This window comes from Micromonospora sp. WMMD729, assembly GCF_049315225.1.
Lineage (GTDB): Bacteria > Actinomycetota > Actinomycetes > Mycobacteriales > Micromonosporaceae > Micromonospora.
The window spans coordinates 5,563,634-5,579,181 of the sequence record NZ_CP186059.1 but is presented as its reverse complement, the minus strand read 5'-3'; the positions used below and the strand labels follow the sequence as shown (position 1 = coordinate 5,579,181).

At 70.3% G+C, this 15,548-nt stretch carries 17 protein-coding genes; 7 read left to right on the top strand and 10 right to left on the bottom strand.

The window, feature by feature from the left end; translation table 11 throughout:
* Positions 1 to 83 precede the first annotated feature (83 nt).
* Positions 84 to 554 (top strand): ArsI/CadI family heavy metal resistance metalloenzyme, encoded by a 471-nt coding sequence (locus ACN263_RS25545; protein WP_422736838.1) that lies wholly within the window; start codon positions 84 to 86, stop codon positions 552 to 554.
* A gap of 68 nt (positions 555 to 622) precedes the next feature.
* Here the strand turns inward: ACN263_RS25545 and ACN263_RS25540 are convergent, their stop codons facing one another.
* The 4 genes from ACN263_RS25540 to ACN263_RS25525 all read right to left on the bottom strand — a co-directional run bounded on the left by ACN263_RS25540 (position 623) and on the right by ACN263_RS25525 (position 3,140).
* On the bottom strand, positions 623 to 823 hold the full coding sequence (locus tag ACN263_RS25540) for a hypothetical protein (protein ID WP_422736837.1): 201 nt from the start codon (positions 821 to 823) through the stop codon (positions 623 to 625).
* A gap of 108 nt (positions 824 to 931) precedes the next feature.
* On the bottom strand, positions 932 to 1,663 hold the full coding sequence (locus ACN263_RS25535; RefSeq protein ID WP_422736836.1) for a class I SAM-dependent methyltransferase: 732 nt from the start codon (positions 1,661 to 1,663) through the stop codon (positions 932 to 934).
* A gap of 207 nt (positions 1,664 to 1,870) precedes the next feature.
* Positions 1,871 to 2,233 (bottom strand): PH domain-containing protein, encoded by a 363-nt coding sequence (locus tag ACN263_RS25530; RefSeq protein WP_355050625.1) that lies wholly within the window; start codon positions 2,231 to 2,233, stop codon positions 1,871 to 1,873.
* A 10-nt stretch (positions 2,234 to 2,243) separates the two neighbouring features.
* Positions 2,244 to 3,140 (bottom strand): LysR family transcriptional regulator, encoded by an 897-nt coding sequence (locus tag ACN263_RS25525; RefSeq protein ID WP_422736835.1) that lies wholly within the window; start codon positions 3,138 to 3,140, stop codon positions 2,244 to 2,246.
* Positions 3,141 to 3,257: 117 nt separating this feature from the next.
* Between ACN263_RS25525 and ACN263_RS25520 the strand changes: the two genes are divergently transcribed.
* Positions 3,258 to 3,611, top strand: coding sequence for a DUF1801 domain-containing protein (locus ACN263_RS25520; RefSeq protein WP_422736834.1), 354 nt, complete (start codon positions 3,258 to 3,260; stop codon positions 3,609 to 3,611).
* The gene (locus ACN263_RS25515) at positions 3,608 to 4,030 is read left to right on the top strand and encodes a VOC family protein (protein ID WP_422736833.1); all 423 of its coding nucleotides are present in this window, start codon (positions 3,608 to 3,610) and stop codon (positions 4,028 to 4,030) included. Before ACN263_RS25520 ends, ACN263_RS25515 begins: the two co-directional genes overlap by 4 nt.
* On the opposite strand, the gene ACN263_RS25510 is transcribed toward ACN263_RS25515, so the two are convergent.
* Positions 4,017 to 4,325: a 4a-hydroxytetrahydrobiopterin dehydratase gene (locus ACN263_RS25510; protein ID WP_355050624.1), complete on the bottom strand. Its 309-nt coding sequence runs from the start codon at positions 4,323 to 4,325 to the stop codon at positions 4,017 to 4,019. The two genes, ACN263_RS25515 and ACN263_RS25510, sit on opposite strands and share 14 nt — an antisense overlap.
* Positions 4,326 to 4,508: 183 nt before the next feature.
* On the opposite strand from ACN263_RS25510, the gene ACN263_RS25505 reads away from it, so the two are divergent.
* Positions 4,509 to 4,949 (top strand): (deoxy)nucleoside triphosphate pyrophosphohydrolase, encoded by a 441-nt coding sequence (locus tag ACN263_RS25505; RefSeq protein ID WP_422736832.1) that lies wholly within the window; start codon positions 4,509 to 4,511, stop codon positions 4,947 to 4,949.
* A 181-nt stretch (positions 4,950 to 5,130) separates the two neighbouring features.
* On the opposite strand, the gene ACN263_RS25500 is transcribed toward ACN263_RS25505, so the two are convergent.
* The 5 genes from ACN263_RS25500 to ACN263_RS25480 form a co-directional block, all read right to left on the bottom strand.
* Entirely contained in the window at positions 5,131 to 6,195 is a 1,065-nt protein-coding gene (locus ACN263_RS25500; RefSeq protein ID WP_422736831.1) for a succinate dehydrogenase/fumarate reductase iron-sulfur subunit, read from the bottom strand.
* Positions 6,192 to 8,120 carry a fumarate reductase/succinate dehydrogenase flavoprotein subunit gene (locus ACN263_RS25495; protein WP_422736830.1) on the bottom strand — a complete coding sequence of 643 codons (1,929 nt, stop codon included), beginning with the start codon at positions 8,118 to 8,120 and terminating at the stop codon, positions 6,192 to 6,194. Before ACN263_RS25495 ends, ACN263_RS25500 begins: the two co-directional genes overlap by 4 nt.
* 12 nt (positions 8,121 to 8,132) lie before the next feature.
* Positions 8,133 to 8,939, bottom strand: coding sequence for a hypothetical protein (locus ACN263_RS25490; protein WP_422736829.1), 807 nt, complete (start codon positions 8,937 to 8,939; stop codon positions 8,133 to 8,135).
* Positions 8,940 to 9,183: 244 nt separating this feature from the next.
* Positions 9,184 to 10,581 carry a TldD/PmbA family protein gene (locus tag ACN263_RS25485; RefSeq protein ID WP_422736828.1) on the bottom strand — a complete coding sequence of 466 codons (1,398 nt, stop codon included), beginning with the start codon at positions 10,579 to 10,581 and terminating at the stop codon, positions 9,184 to 9,186.
* A 58-nt stretch (positions 10,582 to 10,639) separates the two neighbouring features.
* Positions 10,640 to 12,076 carry a TldD/PmbA family protein gene (locus ACN263_RS25480; protein ID WP_422736827.1) on the bottom strand — a complete coding sequence of 479 codons (1,437 nt, stop codon included), beginning with the start codon at positions 12,074 to 12,076 and terminating at the stop codon, positions 10,640 to 10,642.
* A 280-nt stretch (positions 12,077 to 12,356) separates the two neighbouring features.
* Between ACN263_RS25480 and ACN263_RS25475 the strand changes: the two genes are divergently transcribed.
* The 3 genes from ACN263_RS25475 to ACN263_RS25465 are packed head-to-tail and all read left to right on the top strand — an operon-like array spanning position 12,357 to position 15,546.
* A complete protein-coding gene (locus ACN263_RS25475; protein WP_422736826.1) occupies positions 12,357 to 13,400 on the top strand; it encodes an ABC transporter ATP-binding protein in 1,044 nt (347 codons plus the stop codon).
* Positions 13,397 to 14,542: an ABC transporter ATP-binding protein gene (locus ACN263_RS25470; protein ID WP_422736825.1), complete on the top strand. Its 1,146-nt coding sequence runs from the start codon at positions 13,397 to 13,399 to the stop codon at positions 14,540 to 14,542. The genes ACN263_RS25475 and ACN263_RS25470 overlap by 4 nt, the downstream gene beginning before the upstream one ends.
* A complete protein-coding gene (locus tag ACN263_RS25465) occupies positions 14,539 to 15,546 on the top strand; it encodes an ABC transporter permease (RefSeq protein WP_422736824.1) in 1,008 nt (335 codons plus the stop codon). Before ACN263_RS25470 ends, ACN263_RS25465 begins: the two co-directional genes overlap by 4 nt.
* Positions 15,547 to 15,548: the final 2 nt, after the last annotated feature.

Here is a 15,548-nt window from a genome sequence, read left to right as displayed (position 1 = left end):
TGACAGATGTCGAATCAGGGTGCAACGGTGGGGTTGCTTCGAAATCTGTCTAGACAGCAGTACGCCCCAACAGGAGGTGTCCCATGTCCCGTGTCCAACTCGCTCTGCGCGTCGCCGACCTCGACGGCTCGGTCGCGTTCTACTCGAAGCTGTTCGGCGTCGACCCGGCCAAGCGCCGGCCCGGTTACGCGAACTTCGCCGTCGAGAACCCGCCGCTGAAGCTTGTCCTTCTCGAAGGTGAGGCCGACCAGCCCACCGCGCTGGACCACCTGGGCGTCGAGGTGTTCAGCACCGACGACGTCACCGCCGCCACCAAGCGCCTGACCGACTCCGGCCTGATCACGCTGGAGGAGAACGACACCGAGTGCTGCTACGCCCTGCAGGACAAGGTCTGGGTACGGGGCCCGGGTGACGAGCGCTGGGAGGTCTACACCGTCAAGGCCGACGCCGACACGCTCACCAAGGCGCCCGACGAAGAGTGTCGCTGCGGCGAACCGACTGATGTCGAGACGCAGGAGCCAGCAGCCAGCGGAGTCGGCTCGCGCTGCTGCTGACGGCAGACCTGCGTCTCCGCTTTCGGGGTGTCGGGGTGTCCGGCCGGCCGGACACCCCGACGCTCAGCTCACCGGTCCGGGCTGTCGTTCCGGCGGGTAGCGCCGAAGGACGAGCCGATGCTGGCCACGATCGAACCCACCGAGGCGAGCGCCACCGCCACCGTGCCGACCGTATCGGCGTGGCCGTGTCCGACCACCTTGAGGATGATGCCGCCGACCATCAGGACGACCGACAGGGCCAGGACTGCGTGGACGGCTCGTCTGCTCATGGCGGCGTCTCATTCCGGCGGCGTTTCGATGCGGCGGCGTAGGGAGGTCGACCCGGGTTTCGTCGTGGATGACTGTCCAACTTTCCGAAACCCGAGTCGACCAAACCGCTACTGCGCCCGGTAGACGGAGATGTGTGCCGGACTCTCCGCCGTGAACGGCTGCCGGTCCCAGTCGGCGTACCGCTCGGTGAGGGCAAGGCCCGCCTGCTGTGCCATCTCGTCGATCTGGTGCGGCCAGGCGTAGCGCATGGCGAACGGCTTCAGGTGCACGCCGTTGCCGTCGAAGGTGATGGTCTGCCGGATGAAGCGCTGCGCCGGCCGGTCGTACCGGTGCAGCCGGATCGTCGCGGAGTCCTCGGTCACCTCGCGGACCTGCACCCGCTCGTCCGCGTCGAAACTGCGCGGGTCGGGGACGAACGTCTCGATGACGAACGCCCCGCCGGGCGACAGCACCCGGGCGACGTTGCGGAACAGGTCCGCCTGCCGCTCGGCGTCCACCAGGTTGAACAGCGTGTTGAAGACCAGGTACGCCAGGCGGAACGGGCCCGACACGGCCACGTCCGCCATGTCACCGACGACCGTGGGAATCTGGTCGCCACCGGGCTTGGCCCGCATCTGCGCGACCATCTCCTCGGACCCTTCGATGCCGTGCACGCTGAGGCCGCGCTCGGCCAGGGGCAGCGCGACCCGGCCGGTGCCGATCGCCAGTTCCAGGACCGGGCCACCGTCGGCCAGGCCCGCCAGGAAGTCCACGGCGGGAGCCGGGTCGGGGTTGCCGGGGCCGTCGTAGTCGGCGGCCCAGAGCCGGCCGAAGAGGCCGGGATCGTCGAAGACCGACATCAGCGGCCTCCGGGGTGGGTGTCAGTGGCGCATGACTTTCTGCTCACGAAGCCTCGTTTCGTCGAGTCTGATGACGTTCGATCGGGGGGACTTCGTCGTTTCGGGCATGGCGCTGCTCCCTTCGCGTGGCTGTGCACCGAGGACACCAGAGACGCCGGAAGCCCGGCAAGGCATTTACGCCCGCCGGGCTCCCGGTCACGCGGAGGGTCAGGAGATGTGGTGCAGGATCACGTTGTGGACGTGGTGGCTCTTCTGCGCGCCGCGGAACTCCACCTCGTAGGTGTGCGTGCCGACGTGGATCGCGATCGCGCCGGTGGAGAAGAACGACCCACCCCAGGACTTGTTGCTGACCACGCTCACGCTGGTGATCTTCGAGTACGGGATGCTGGTGATCGCGTACCGCTTACCGACGAAGGAGCGGTCCTGGATGATCACGCGCCGGTCGGTCAGCCCGATGAACCCGGTGCCGGTGCCGACGGCGTCGTAGACGGCGATGATCTGCTCGCCGTCGAGTAGCCCGCTCTCGATCTGCTGGACCTGCTCTTTGCGGTCGTACGCGATGTTCGCCATACGATCCAGGCTAGGAAACCGGTGCCACCGCGCCGGCGTCGGCGGCGGCGCGGACGAACTCGCGTACCCGGTTCGTGGTGTTACTGGGCAGCCAGACCGGCCCGCGCTCGATGGGTGGCGCGTCGTGGATGGGCACGTAGGACACGTCGGCGCGCGGGTAGTAACGCCGCGTGTGTTCCCCCACCGGCAGTACGCCCCGGCCCAGTGCCACCAGGGACAACATCTCGGAGAAGGTGTTCCCGGTGGGCCCCTTCGGAACCGGTCGGCCGGACGGGGTGCGGTCCGGCGTGCGGTCCCGCTTGAACTCCGCCGACGTGACCGTCGGGTACTGCACCACCGGGTGGTCGGCGAGCACCTCCAGCGACACCGACGGTTCCCGGGTGAGCGGGTGACCCGCGGCCACCGCCAGTGCCCGGCCTTCGGAGAGCAGCGCCGGGCCGGTGGCCATTCCGTCAAAGGGGTACGAGGCGATGAGCACGTCCGTGGAGCCGTCGAGCAGCCCGGCGCGACTGTTGGACAACTGTGCCTCGTGCACCTCCACCCGGCAGTCCGGGTGCCGCTCGGTGAACAGGGCCACCGCCCGGAGCAGCACCGGCGCGGTCCACTCGCCGAGGAACGCCACCCGTAGCGTCCCGGTGACGCCCCGGCCGGCGTCGACAGCGCGCCGGAGAGCGTCGTTCATGCCGGCGACCAGCGGGGCCAGGTCGTCGGCGAGTTGCCGGCCGATCGGGGTGAGCCGGACGACCCGACTGGTCCGCGCGAACAGCGGCGCCCCGACCTGGCGTTCCAACTTCTTGATCACGTGGCTGACCCGGCCGGTGCTGACCCTCAGCCGCTCGGCGGTGCGGCCGAAGTGCAACTCCTCGGCCAGGGTCAGGAACGTCTCGACCTCGTACCGCTCCAGCACCCCGCCCCCATCGTTGACCGACAGGCAACGATCGTAGCGAGATCACGTCTTGGTCCGGTTCTTCGGCCAGGGAATCGTGGGGTTCACACGAACACCGCTCGACCGAGAGGCACCGAGATGAGCATCGACGGTTACCTGGCCGGCCTGGCCGACCCAATGCGCGAGATCGGGGAGAAGCTGACGCCCGTCATCGCGGACGCCCTGCCCGCGGCGACGGGGGCGATGTGGCACGGACACCCGGTCTGGGGTCTGGGCGACCGGCCCGGCCAGCGCCCGATCTGCCTGATCAAGGCCTACGGGTCGTACGTCACCTTCGGGCTGTGGCGGGGCCAGGAGATCGCGGACCCGTCCGGCCGGCTGGTGCCCGCCGCACGGGCGATGGCGACCGTGAAGCTGCGCGACGTCGCCGACATCGACCCGGCCCTGTTCGCGGGTTGGCTGGGCGCGGCGGCCGCGCTGGAGGAGGCGTGAACGCGGTGCGGGTGACCGGCTTCGACCACCTGGTGCTGACCGTCGCCGACGTGGAACGGTCCCTGGACTTCTACTGCGGCCGGCTCGGCCTGGCGCCGGTACGGGTCGACGAGTGGCGCGCCGGCTCCGCACCGTTCCCGTCGGTGCGGATCAGCCCCGACAGCATCATCGACCTCGTCCGAGGCGAGGCGGCGGGTACGAACGTCGACCACTTTTGCCTGGTGGTGGCACCGTTGGACTGGGCGCAGGTGGTCGAGTCCGGAGTCTTCACCGTGCTGACCGGGCCGGTCGACCGGTTCGGCGCGCGTGGGTCGGCGACCTCGATCTACGTGCGGGACCCGGACGGCAACGTGGTGGAGTTGCGGTGGTATCCGCAGGACGCGGAGGAAGGTCCGGAAGCGGCGGTCAGGACTCGGTGACCGCCCGGTAGGCGTCCTCGATGCGGGCGGCCAACAGGACCTCGCCCTCGGTCAGCGGCTCACCGTTGCCGTGCCCGACGCGGATCAGCGTGCTGTCGGACCGGCGGCTGATCTCGGGACGTAGGTGCAGGGCGTCCGCGACGACCTTGACCCGTTCAGTCAGCGCCGCGTGTTGGGTATCGTCGATCACCAGCGTGCGCCGGATCTGTTCACCGTCGCGCGTCCAACCAGATAGCAAGGTCAACGCGTCGGAAAGGTAGTCGTGTTTGGCTCGGCTGCTGAACAGCACGCGCATCACCGCACCCCCCAAGCGCCGTTGCCGGCTTGTGGCCAAATCGTCGCCATCCCGTGTCTTGTCGGTGCCCTCTAGTCTGTCGTCGCTCGGTGGGGGTGTCCACGCCCACACTTCCGTGTTCTATTGGCCTAGCGGACGGTGTCGGTACCCAAACCGCCGATTGATCTGGCACCCTGGACGCCCGTGCAGACCGAACGGGCTAATGGTGGCGGGCAGGCCCAGCGACGGGACCTGAAGGTGATCGTGGGAGCGGCGATCATCCGGGACGGACGAGTGCTCGCCTGTGCGCGCTCCGCCCCGCCGGAGGTGGCCGGCATGTGGGAGTTCCCTGGCGGCAAGGTCGAGCCGGGTGAGGGCGAGACCGAGGCGCTGATCCGGGAGTGCGCCGAGGAGTTGGCCGTACGCGTCGAGATTGGTGCCCGGGTCGGCCGCAACGTCCGGATGGCCCACGGCCGTTCGGTGCTCAAGGTGTACGCCGCCCGCCTGCTCCACGGCGACGAGCCGCAGGCGCTGGAACACCGGGCCCTGCGCTGGCTGACCGCCGACGAACTGGACTCGGTCACCTGGCTGCCGGCGGACGCCCCGATCGTGGCAGCCCTGCGCCCCCACCTGAAAACCCCCTGAACCCGCGCGGGGTCCGTCGAGACGCGGTTGATCATGTAGTTGTTGTCACGACACGCCGGGCGCAGTGGCAATAACCTCATGATCAACGGGGTCGGGGGCGGGGTGGGGGGTCGGGGGTCGGGGTGGGAATGGGACGGGGGCTGTCGGCTATGCCGACAGCCCCCGTCTTTGCTGGTCTGGTTCAGTGCTTGTCGTCCTGCTCCGGGTGGGCGAAGTTGAGGTGCTCCGGAGGCAGCGGGAAGGTCACGTCGTCACCGAAGGGCGACGGCGCGGCCGGCCGGTCGAAGGTGAGCTCGGTCAGCGGCAGCTTGCCCCGGTCGTCGACCGCCGGAGCGGTCGGGTGGGGGACCTCGCGGTGCCAGTTGACACCGCTCTGCGCCTGCGCCTCGGCCTGCGGGTCGTGCGAGCCGCCCGCGTGCGAGTGGAACCCGCCGCGGGTCGCGCCTGACGCCGCCGAGCCCTGACGGGCGGTGGTCACGCTGGTCTGGGGCGTCTCGCCCCGACGGAAGATCTTGCTACCAAGCCACACAAGGGGATCGTACCTGCGGTCGACGACGCGTTCCTTCATGGGGATGATCCCGTTGTCGGTGATCTTGATGTGCTCGGGGCAGACCTCGGTGCAGCACTTGGTGATGTTGCAGAAGCCGAGGCCCTGTTCCGCCTGTGCGTACTCCTTGCGGTCGGTCCGGGCGTCCAGCGGGTGCATGTCCAGCTCGGCCGCCCGGATGAAGTACCGCGGCCCGGAGAACGCCTGCTTGTTCTCCTCGTGGTCACGGATCACGTGGCAGACGTTCTGGCACAGGAAGCACTCGATGCACTTGCGGAACTCCTGCGAGCGCTCGACGTCGACCTGCTGCATCCGGTAGTCGCCCGGCGCCACGTCCGCTGGCGGGGCGAACGCGGGGGTCTCCCGCGCCTTCTCGTAGTTGAACGAGACGTCGGTGACCAGGTCCCGGATGACCGGGAACGTCCGCAGCGGCGTGACCGTCACCGTCTCGTCGTCGCCGAAGGTCGACATCCGGGTCATGCAACCCAGCCGGGGCTTGCCGTTGATCTCCATGGAGCAGGAGCCGCACTTGCCGGCCTTGCAGTTCCACCGGCACGCCAGGTCGGGCGCGTCGGTCGCCTGGAGGCGGTGGATGACGTCGAGGACGACCTCGCCCTCGTTCACCTCGACCATGTAGTCCTGCAGGTCGCCGCCGGTCTCGTCGCCCCGCCAGATCCGGAACTGACGCTTCGCGCTCATCGGTTGTCCGCCTCTCCAGCGTCGGCGACGAGAGCGTCGAAGTCGGCGAGCTCCTCGTCGGTGAGGTACTTGGCCAGCTCCGCCCGGTCGAAGAGGCCGATCAGCTCCGGTCGCATCTTCGGCAGCGGCTTGCGGGTGAGCCGTACGGCGTCGCCGTCCAGGGAGCAGACGAGGTTCACCCGCCGCCAGGCCGGGTCCATCGTCGGATAGTCCTCGCGGGTGTGCCCGCCGCGCGACTCCTGCCGCTCCAGCGCTGCCTTCGCGGTGCACTCCGAGACGACAAGCATGTTGCGCAGGTCCAGGGCGAGGTGCCAGCCCGGGTTGTAGCGCCGGCCACCGGCCGCGCTCACCTTGGCCACCCGCTCGCGCAGCTCGGCGAGCCGGACCAGGGCGTCGGCCAGCTCGCCCTCCCGGCGGATGATGCCGACCAGATCTCCCATGACCGCCTGGAGGTCCTGCTGCAGGGTGTACGGGCTCTCGCCGGTGTCCCGCTGCAGCGGAGCGAGGGCGGTCTCCACGGCGGCCTCGACCGCGTCCACGGCCACCTTCGGCCGGGCGGACAGCCCGTCGGCGTAGCTAGCCGCGTGTCCGCCCGCCCGCTTGCCGAACACCAGCAGGTCGGACAGGGAGTTGCCGCCGAGGCGGTTGGAGCCGTGCATGCCACCGGACACCTCACCGGCGGCGAACAGGCCACGGACGTGGCCGAAAGCGGCGCCCGAGTCCGGGTCCACCTCCACGCCGCCCATCACGTAGTGGCAGGTCGGCCCGACCTCCATCGGCTCGGCGGTGATGTCGACGTCGGCCAACTCCTTGAACTGGTGGTACATCGACGGCAGCCGGCGGCGGATCTCGTCGGCCGAGCGCCGGCTCGCGATGTCCAGGAAGACACCGCCGGCGGGGGAGCCCCGACCGGCCTTCACCTCGCTGTTGATCGCGCGGGCCACCTCGTCGCGGGGCAGCAGCTCCGGCGGACGCCGGTTGTTGTCCGGGTCGGTGTACCAGCGGTCCGCCTCCTCCTCCGTCTCCGCGTACTGCTTGCGGAAGACGTCGGGGACGTAGTCGAACATGAACCGCTTGCCCTCGGAGTTCTTGAGGACACCACCGTCGCCCCGGACCGACTCGGTGACCAGGATGCCCTTCACCGAGGGCGGCCAGACCATGCCGGTCGGGTGGAACTGGAGGAACTCCATGTTGATCAGCGTCGCCCCGGCGCGCAGCGCCAGCGCGTGGCCGTCCCCGGTGTACTCCCAGGAGTTCGAGGTGACCTTGTAGGAGCGTCCGACACCGCCGGTGGCAAGCACCACGGCCGGCGCCTCGAAGAGGATGAACTCGCCGGACTCGCGGTAGTAGCCGAACGCGCCCGCGACCCGGTCGCCGTCGAGCAGCAGCTCGGTGATGGTCGTCTCGGAGAAGACCCGGATCCGGGCGTCGTACGAGCCGAACTCGCGCTTGTCCTCCTGCTGCAGCGAGACGATCTTCTGCTGGAGGGTGCGGATCAGCTCCAGACCGGTCCGGTCGCCCACGTGCGCCAGTCGGGGGTACTCGTGCCCACCGAAGTTGCGCTGGGAGATCTTGCCGTCCTTGGTCCGGTCGAACAGCGCGCCGTACGTCTCCAGCTCCCAGATGCGCTGCGGCGACTCCTTCGCGTGCAGCTCGGCCATCCGGAAGTTGTTGAGGAACTTGCCGCCGCGCATCGTGTCGCGGAAGTGCACCTGCCAGTTGTCCCGGCTGTTCACGTTCCCCATCGCGGCGGCGGCGCCGCCCTCGGCCATCACCGTGTGCGCCTTGCCGAACAGCGACTTCGAGATGATCGCCGTCTTCTTCCCGGCGAGGCGGGCCTCGATGGCCGCGCGCAGACCGGCGCCGCCGGCCCCGATGACGACGACGTCGTAGTGGTGTCGTTCGATGCGAGTGGTAGTGGTCATGTCAGGGGCCCTTTAGTTGATGAACCGCAGGTCGTTGAACCAGCCGATCGACAGCGCCATCACGTAGAAGTCGGTCAGCGCGAGGGTGCCGAGGGTGATCCAGGCGAGCTGCATGTGCCGGACGTTCAGCGCCGAGACGAAGGTCCACGCCCGGTAGCGCACCGGGTGCTTGGAGAAGTGCTTGAGGCGGCCGCCGATGATGTGCCGGCAGGAGTGGCAGGAGATCGTGTACGCCCAGAGCATCACCACGTTGAGCAGCAGGATGACGTTGCCCAGCCCGAAGCCGAAGCCCTTGGGCGAGTGGAAGGCGAGGATCGCGTCCCAGGTGTTGATCAGCGAGATGATCGCGGCGGCGTAGAAGAAGTAGCGGTGCAGGTTCTGCCCGAGCAGCGGGAAACGGGTCTCCCCGCCGTACTCCTTGTGCCCGTCCGGGACGGCGCAGGCCGGCGGCGACAGCCAGAACGACCGGTAGTACGCCTTGCGGTAGTAGTAGCAGGTGAGCCGGAACAGCAGCAGGAACGGCAGGGTCAGCGCGGCGTCCGGGATGATCCACCAGCCGGGCAGGAACCGGCCGAAGTGCGCGGCCTGCTCGACACACCGGTCGGTCACACACGGGGAGTAGAACGGCGTCAGGTAGTGGTAGGCATCGACCCAGTAGTGGTCGTGCATGAACACCCGGACCGTCGCGTACGCCACCCAGGCGCCGAGCCCGATCACCGTGATCAGCGGGGCGAACCACCATCGGTCGGTACGCAACGTCTTCGCCGCGATGGCGGCGCGCGCCCGCGCCCCCCGCGGCCTCGTTGCCGTTGAAGTCATTCGAGTCGTCTCCTCGACGGGCCCGTACGGGCGGGCTGCTCTGTCCGGTCGGCACGCGGTCCGGCGAACCCGCACCCGCTGCCACGTCATGCGCACACCAACGACCACGCCGGATCGACCGACGCAGCTAAGTGACACACGTTACGCCGATCTCTGCGAGCCGTCCGCGCAAGGGACCGTCCCGTGTGTCTGGCCTGCGGAAACGCCGCCGATTCCGCCGGTTCGCGGCGCGTCGCGGCGAGCGTCAGCCGGACGCGCCGCCGGTGAAGTGCCAGGACGCCAGCCGCACCGAGGGCGCCGCCCACCAGGCACCGTCCACCCGATCCGGTTGACGCACCGTCCGCGAGCCCAGCCCGAGCACCGCGCCCGGCCCCAGCGCCCGGGGGTACGACTCGGTGAACCGCAGGTCACGGACCGCCCGGACGACCGTGCCGTCCTCGATCAGCCACACCCCGTTGCGGGTCAACCCGGTGACGACCAGGCTCTTCGGGTCGAGTACCCGGGTGTACCAGAGGTCGGTGACCAGCAGTCCCCGTCGTACCCCGGCGACCAGCGCCGCGGTGTCCGCGTCGACCACCGCGCCGGCCGCCGCGCCCGTGGTGTTCCGGCCCACCGCGCTGGCCGGGCCGGCCACGGCGGGCGAGAGTCGCAGGTTGCGAGCCATCGGGCCCCAGGTGGCGCCGCCCGCGATCGCGTGCCCGGTGGACTCCGCGCCCGCTTCGACGGCGGTCCGTCGGTCGTGCGCGACGGCCCGCGTGGTGCCCGCCTCGACCAGGGTCACCGCCCGCCGGCCGGTGCCCTCGGCGTCGAACGGCAGGCCGGACGCGCCGAGCGGATCGTCCACCAGGGTCACCAGCGGGTCGAACTGGGCGACCCCCGGCTCGGCGAAGGACTGCCGCTCGGCGTACCGCTTGCCGTTGAAGCCGTACCACGCCAGGTTCTGCAACAGGTCCGCCACGGCGGCCGGCTCGAACACCACCTCGTAGCGCCCCGGCGGCAACTCGACCGGATCGGCTGCCGCCTGCGCCTTCGCGGCGGCGTGCGCGCCCAGCTCAGCCCCGTCGAGATCGGACAGCCGGTCCGCGCTGCGCCGCGCGACGCCGTCCGCACCGTCGCGCCGGGCGATGCCGTCCATCGCCGCCTCCGCCGAGCGGCCGTGCGCGCTGTGCCCCGCCGAGTTGGCGAACGCCGACGAGCGGTACGCGGTACGGCAGTATCCCGCCGTGCTGAGGGGCCCGGCCGCGGCCACGAACGCGCCCACCCGGTCGGCCCGCTGGTCCGGCTCGGCGTGGGCGGTCGCCTCGTCGACCGGCGGCGCGACCGGCGCGGGCGTGGGCGGCGTCAGTCCCGGCCAACCCGGATCGGGCGGGGCGAGCCGGGAGGCGGCCAGGGTGCGTTCGACGAGCGCCCGCAACCCGTCGGCGGTGACCACGCTGCCGCTGCCGGCAGCGGTCCGTCCGTCGGCGTGCACCCGCAGCCGGACCCCGACGGTCGACTCGGAGACGTTCTGGTGGATGGCCGAGTTGGCGAAGCGGGTGAGCGCCAGGTCCGCCCGGGTCGCCACCACCTCGGCCTGCGTGTCCGGGCCACCGAGCCGCCGGACCAACTCGACGACCTGCCCCGCCAGCTCCAACTCACTCACGCAGGGCCTCCTTTCGTTCGCGACTGCGGGGCTCGCAAAACCGGCTCACTCCTCGCGCTCACGCTGACACCCCCACCCGGACGTTCTTGAAGCGGGCCGGTGCGGCCGGATGGCCGGTGTGCCCGATCTGACCCGGCTGGCCCTTGCCGCAGTTGGGTGTCCCCCAGGGCACCGTCTCGCCGGAGAGCATGTCCATCGACCGCCAGAACAGCGGCCCGATCCCGGTGTACGTCGGGTTGCGCAGCATCCGCCCCCGCCGACCCTTCTTGATCTCCCAGCCGATCTCGCACCCGAACTGGAAGTTGAGCCGCTTGTCGTCGATCGACCAGGACCGGTTGAGATCCATCAGCACGCCGTCGTCGGTGGCCGAGATGATCTCCTCCAGGGTGTGCGGCCCGGGCTCCAGGCCCACGTTCGTCATCCGCACCATCGGCAGCCGGGCCCACCCGTCGGCGCGTACGCTGCCGCCGTAGTCGAGGCCCGCCATGGCCGCCGAGTCGCGGCCGGCGAGCACGCCCACCCACCGGCCCTCGCGCACCGCGTCCCGCTTGACCGCGGGTGAGCCCTCGTCGTCGAAGCCGAAGCTGCCCAGCGCGCCCGGGATCGTCGGGTCGATGGTGATGTTCATCAGCTCGGAGCCGTAGCGCAGCGAGCCGAGCTGGGCCAGGTCCAGCCAGGACGTGCCGGCGAACGCCGCCTCCCAGCCGAGGATCCGGTCCAGTTCGATGGCGTGGCCCACCGACTCGTGGATCTGTAGGGCCAACTGCTCGCTGCCGAGGATCAGATCCGTCTCACCGGCCGGACACTGTGGCGCGGTCAGCAGCGCCCGCGACTCCTCGGCGATCTGCGCGGCGTGCGCGGCCAGATCGAGCGATTCGACAAGTTCCCAGCCGGTGGTGCCGTACTGCCCCCGGTAACTGGGCCAGGACCGCCGTTGCGTCTCGCCGTCGCCGATCGAGGTGGCCGAGATGCCGCCGCCGCACTCGCGGATGCGCTGGTCGATGCGGTGCCCCTCGCTGGAGACGAACCACTTCGCGGTGTCCCAGATCTGGTACAGCCCCTCGGCCAGGTCCGCGCCGTGCTCGGTCATGGCGCGGGTCGCGCCGACCAGCAGGTCGCCCTTCTCGGACAACGGAACCCCGAGCGGGTCGACGCGGCAGTCCGAGGACCAGCTCGCCGTCACGGCCTCGACCGCGACCAGGTCGACCGCGGGCCCGGGCACCCGCGCGCTGGCCATCGCGGTCCGGGTCGCCCGCCGGCCGGCCTCGCGGGCGGCAGCGTCCGACAGATCGGGTACGGCGTGGAAGCCCCAACTCGCGCCGACCAGCGCCCGTACGCCGAGCCCGATGCTCTCGTCCTGGGTCAACTCCTCCACGTCGCCGTTGCGCGCGGTCATCGACTCGTAGCGGCGGTGCATCACCCGCGCGTCGGCGTACCGGGCGCCCGCGTCGAGAGCGGCTTGGACGGCGGTGGTGGCCGCGTCGAACTCGGTCATGCGACGACCCTAGGGCAGCCGACCGACACCCGTCAGGAAAGAAGTTCTTCCGGCCGTCCAAGATCTGCTCAGTATCGGGGATGTTGCTGTTTCCGGTGCGGCTGAGGCAGCAACTTCGGGGATGTTGTGAGGATCTTGGGCGCCCGGCGCCGGGGCGCGGGGCGTGCGGGGCTGATGCGGACTCGTTACGCTCGGGCCCGCTGACACGTGCCGAACTTGTAGCTTATTTTCACCCTCTCGACATTGTTGTAAGTTCTCTTCGTCACTGAGGGAGGTGGCCGTGGACAGCTCGGATGCCTACCTGCGGGTGCGTGACCTGCGGGTCCGGTTCGACACCTCGGATGGCGTGGTGCGCGCGGTCGACGGGGTGTCCTTCGCCGTCGAGCGGGGGCGCACGCTCGGCATCGTCGGCGAGTCCGGCTCCGGCAAGAGCGTCACCTCGCTTGCCATCCTCGGTCTGCACGATCCCAAGCGGGCCACGATCACCGGGGAGATCTCGGTCGGCGGCCGGCAGCTCGTCGGCCTGCCCGACGAGGAGGTACGCCGGCTGCGCGGCCGGGACATGGCGATGATCTTCCAGGACCCGCTCTCCGCGCTGCACCCGTACTACACGGTCGGTCGGCAGATCGCCGAGGCGTACCGGGTGCACCATCCGGAGGTCGATCGGCGTGCGGCCCGGCAGCGGGCGGTGGACATGTTGGACCGGGTCGGCATCCCGCAGCCCGCCCGCCGCTTCGATCAGTACCCGCACGAGTTCTCCGGCGGCATGCGCCAACGGGCGATGATCGCCATGGCGCTGGTCAACGACCCGGCGTTGCTGATCGCCGACGAGCCGACCACCGCGCTGGACGTCACCGTGCAGGCGCAGATCCTCGACCTGCTCGCCGACCTGCAGGCCGAGTTCCACTCCGCGATCATCCTGATCACCCACGATCTCGGCGTCGTCGGCCAGGTCGCCGACGAGGTGCTGGTCATGTACGGCGGGCGGGCCGTGGAGCACGGCAGCGTCGAGCAGGTGCTCCGCTCGCCGCAGCATCCGTACACCTGGGGGTTGCTCTCCAGCGTGCCGTCGCTGCACGGCGACGCGGACGCGGACCTGGTTCCCATCCCCGGCAACCCGCCCAGCCTGATCAACCTGCCGTCCGGGTGCGCGTTCCACCCGCGCTGCCGCTACGACGACCGGGCCGGCGACCGCTCCCGCACCGAGGTGCCCGAGCTGCGACCGGCGGGCGGCGACGGCCACCTGGTCGCCTGCCATCTGAGCGCCGAGGAGCGTGCGGCGATCTACGCCGAGAGCGTGCGATCCGTGGGGGTGGCCCGATGAGCGACGAACCACTGCTGCGGGTCCGCGGCCTGACCAAACACTTTCCGGTACGGCAGGGACTGCGCGCCACCGGCGTCGTGCGGGCGGTCGACGGGCTCGACTTCGACGTGCGCCCCGGCGAGACGCTGGGCCTGGTGGGGGAGTCGGGCTGTGGCAAGACGACCACCGGCCGGATGCTGGTGCGGCTGCTGGAGGCGACGAGCGGCAGCATCGAGTTCGGCGGGCGGGACATCACCCACGCGAGCCGGCGGGAGCTGCGCCCACTGCGGCAGGAACTCCAGATCATCTTCCAGGACCCGTACGCGTCGTTGAACCCCCGGCACACGGTCGGTCGGATCGTGGCGATGCCGTTGCAGGTCAACGGCATCAAGCCGCCCGGCGGGATCAAGGCGCGGGTGCAGGAGCTGCTGGAGCTGGTCGGGTTGAACCCGGAGCACTACAACCGGTACCCGCACGAGTTCTCCGGCGGGCAGCGCCAGCGCATCGGCATCGCCCGCGCGCTGGCGCTACGGCCGAAGCTGATCGTCGCCGACGAGCCGGTGAGCGCACTGGACGTCTCGATCCAGGCGCAGGTGGTCAACCTGCTGCGCGACCTGCAACGAGAACTCGGGCTGGCGTTCGTGTTCATCGCGCACGACCTGGCCGTGGTCCGGCACTTCTGCCAGCGGGTCGCGGTCATGTATCTGGGCCGGATCGTGGAGATCGGCGACCGGGAGGACATCTACGAGCGCCCGCAGCACCCGTACACCCGGGCGCTGCTCTCGGCGATCCCGGACGTCACGCAGCTCGGCCCGGCGGGCCGGATCCGACTGACCGGCGACGTGCCCACCCCGCTCGACCCGCCGTCGGGCTGCCGGTTCCGGACCCGCTGCTGGAAGGCGCAGGACGTCTGCGCCACCGAGGAGCCCTCGCTGGTGCCGCGCGACGGCGGCCGGCAGGCGACCGCGTGTCACTTCCCCGAAGGGGAAGCGGTCAGCCCGAGCCCCGAAGGGGAAAAGGCTAGCCCGAGTCCCGAAGGGGAAGCGGTCAGCCCGAGTCCCGAAGGGGAAGCGGCCAGCCCGAGTCCTGAAGGGGAAGCGGCCAGCCCGAGCCCGCAGGCGGCCGGGGCGGTCGCGCAGGTCGACGAGGAGGTGTCGTCGTGAGCCTGTCCCCGGTGGAGGGTGTCGCGCTGGCCGAGATCGAGTCCGACCCGGACGCGAGCACGCCCGCCGCGAAGGGCGTCGTCGGCCGCTCGCCCGGGCAGCTCGCCTGGCTGCGGCTGCGCCGCGACCGTACAGCCGTTGTCAGCGGCGTACTCCTGGTGTTCTTCATGGTTCTGGGGTTGTCCGCCCCGCTGATCGAGATGGTCTACGGCGTCGGGCCGCGCGAGCAGTTCCAGAACCTGCTCGACGGCAACGGCATGCCGCTCGGCTACGTCGGCGGCGTCAGCGGCGACCACTGGTTCGGGCTGGAGCCGGCGCTGGGCCGGGACATCTTCGTCCGGTTGATCTACGGGCTGCGCACGTCCCTGTTCATCGCGATCGCCGCCGCCCTGATCACCGCCGCGATCGGCATCGCGCTCGGCGCGCTGGCGGGTTACCTCGGCGGCTGGCTCGACGCGGTGATCAACTGGATCACCGACCTGACCCTGGCCATGCCGTTCCTGATCATCGCGTTGGCCCTCACCCCCGCCATCACGCTGCGCTTCTACGGCGAGCGGGGGCAGGTGTCGTCCGCGTTCGGGGTGGGTGTGCTGATCGCCGTGTTCGCGATCTTCGGCTGGACCAGCACGGCCCGGCTGGTACGCGGGCAGGTGATCGCGCTGCGCGAACGGGAGTTCGTGGAGGCCGCCAAGGCCAGCGGCGCCGGGCTGGGGCACATCATCTTCCGGCAGCTCCTGCCGAACATCTGGGCGCCGATCCTGGTGTCGTTCTCCCTGGCGGTGCCGCAGTTCATCACCAGCGAGGCCGCGCTGTCCTTCATCGGCGTCGGGCTGAGCGACGAGACGCCGAGCTTCGGCCGGATGATCTACGACAGTCTGGACTACCTCCAGACCGACCCGGCGTACGTGTTCTTCCCGGGCATCACGATCTTCGCGCTGGTGTTCGCCTTCAACCTCTTCGGCGACGCGTTGCGGGACGCGCTCGACCCGAAGTCGTCCCGGTAGGG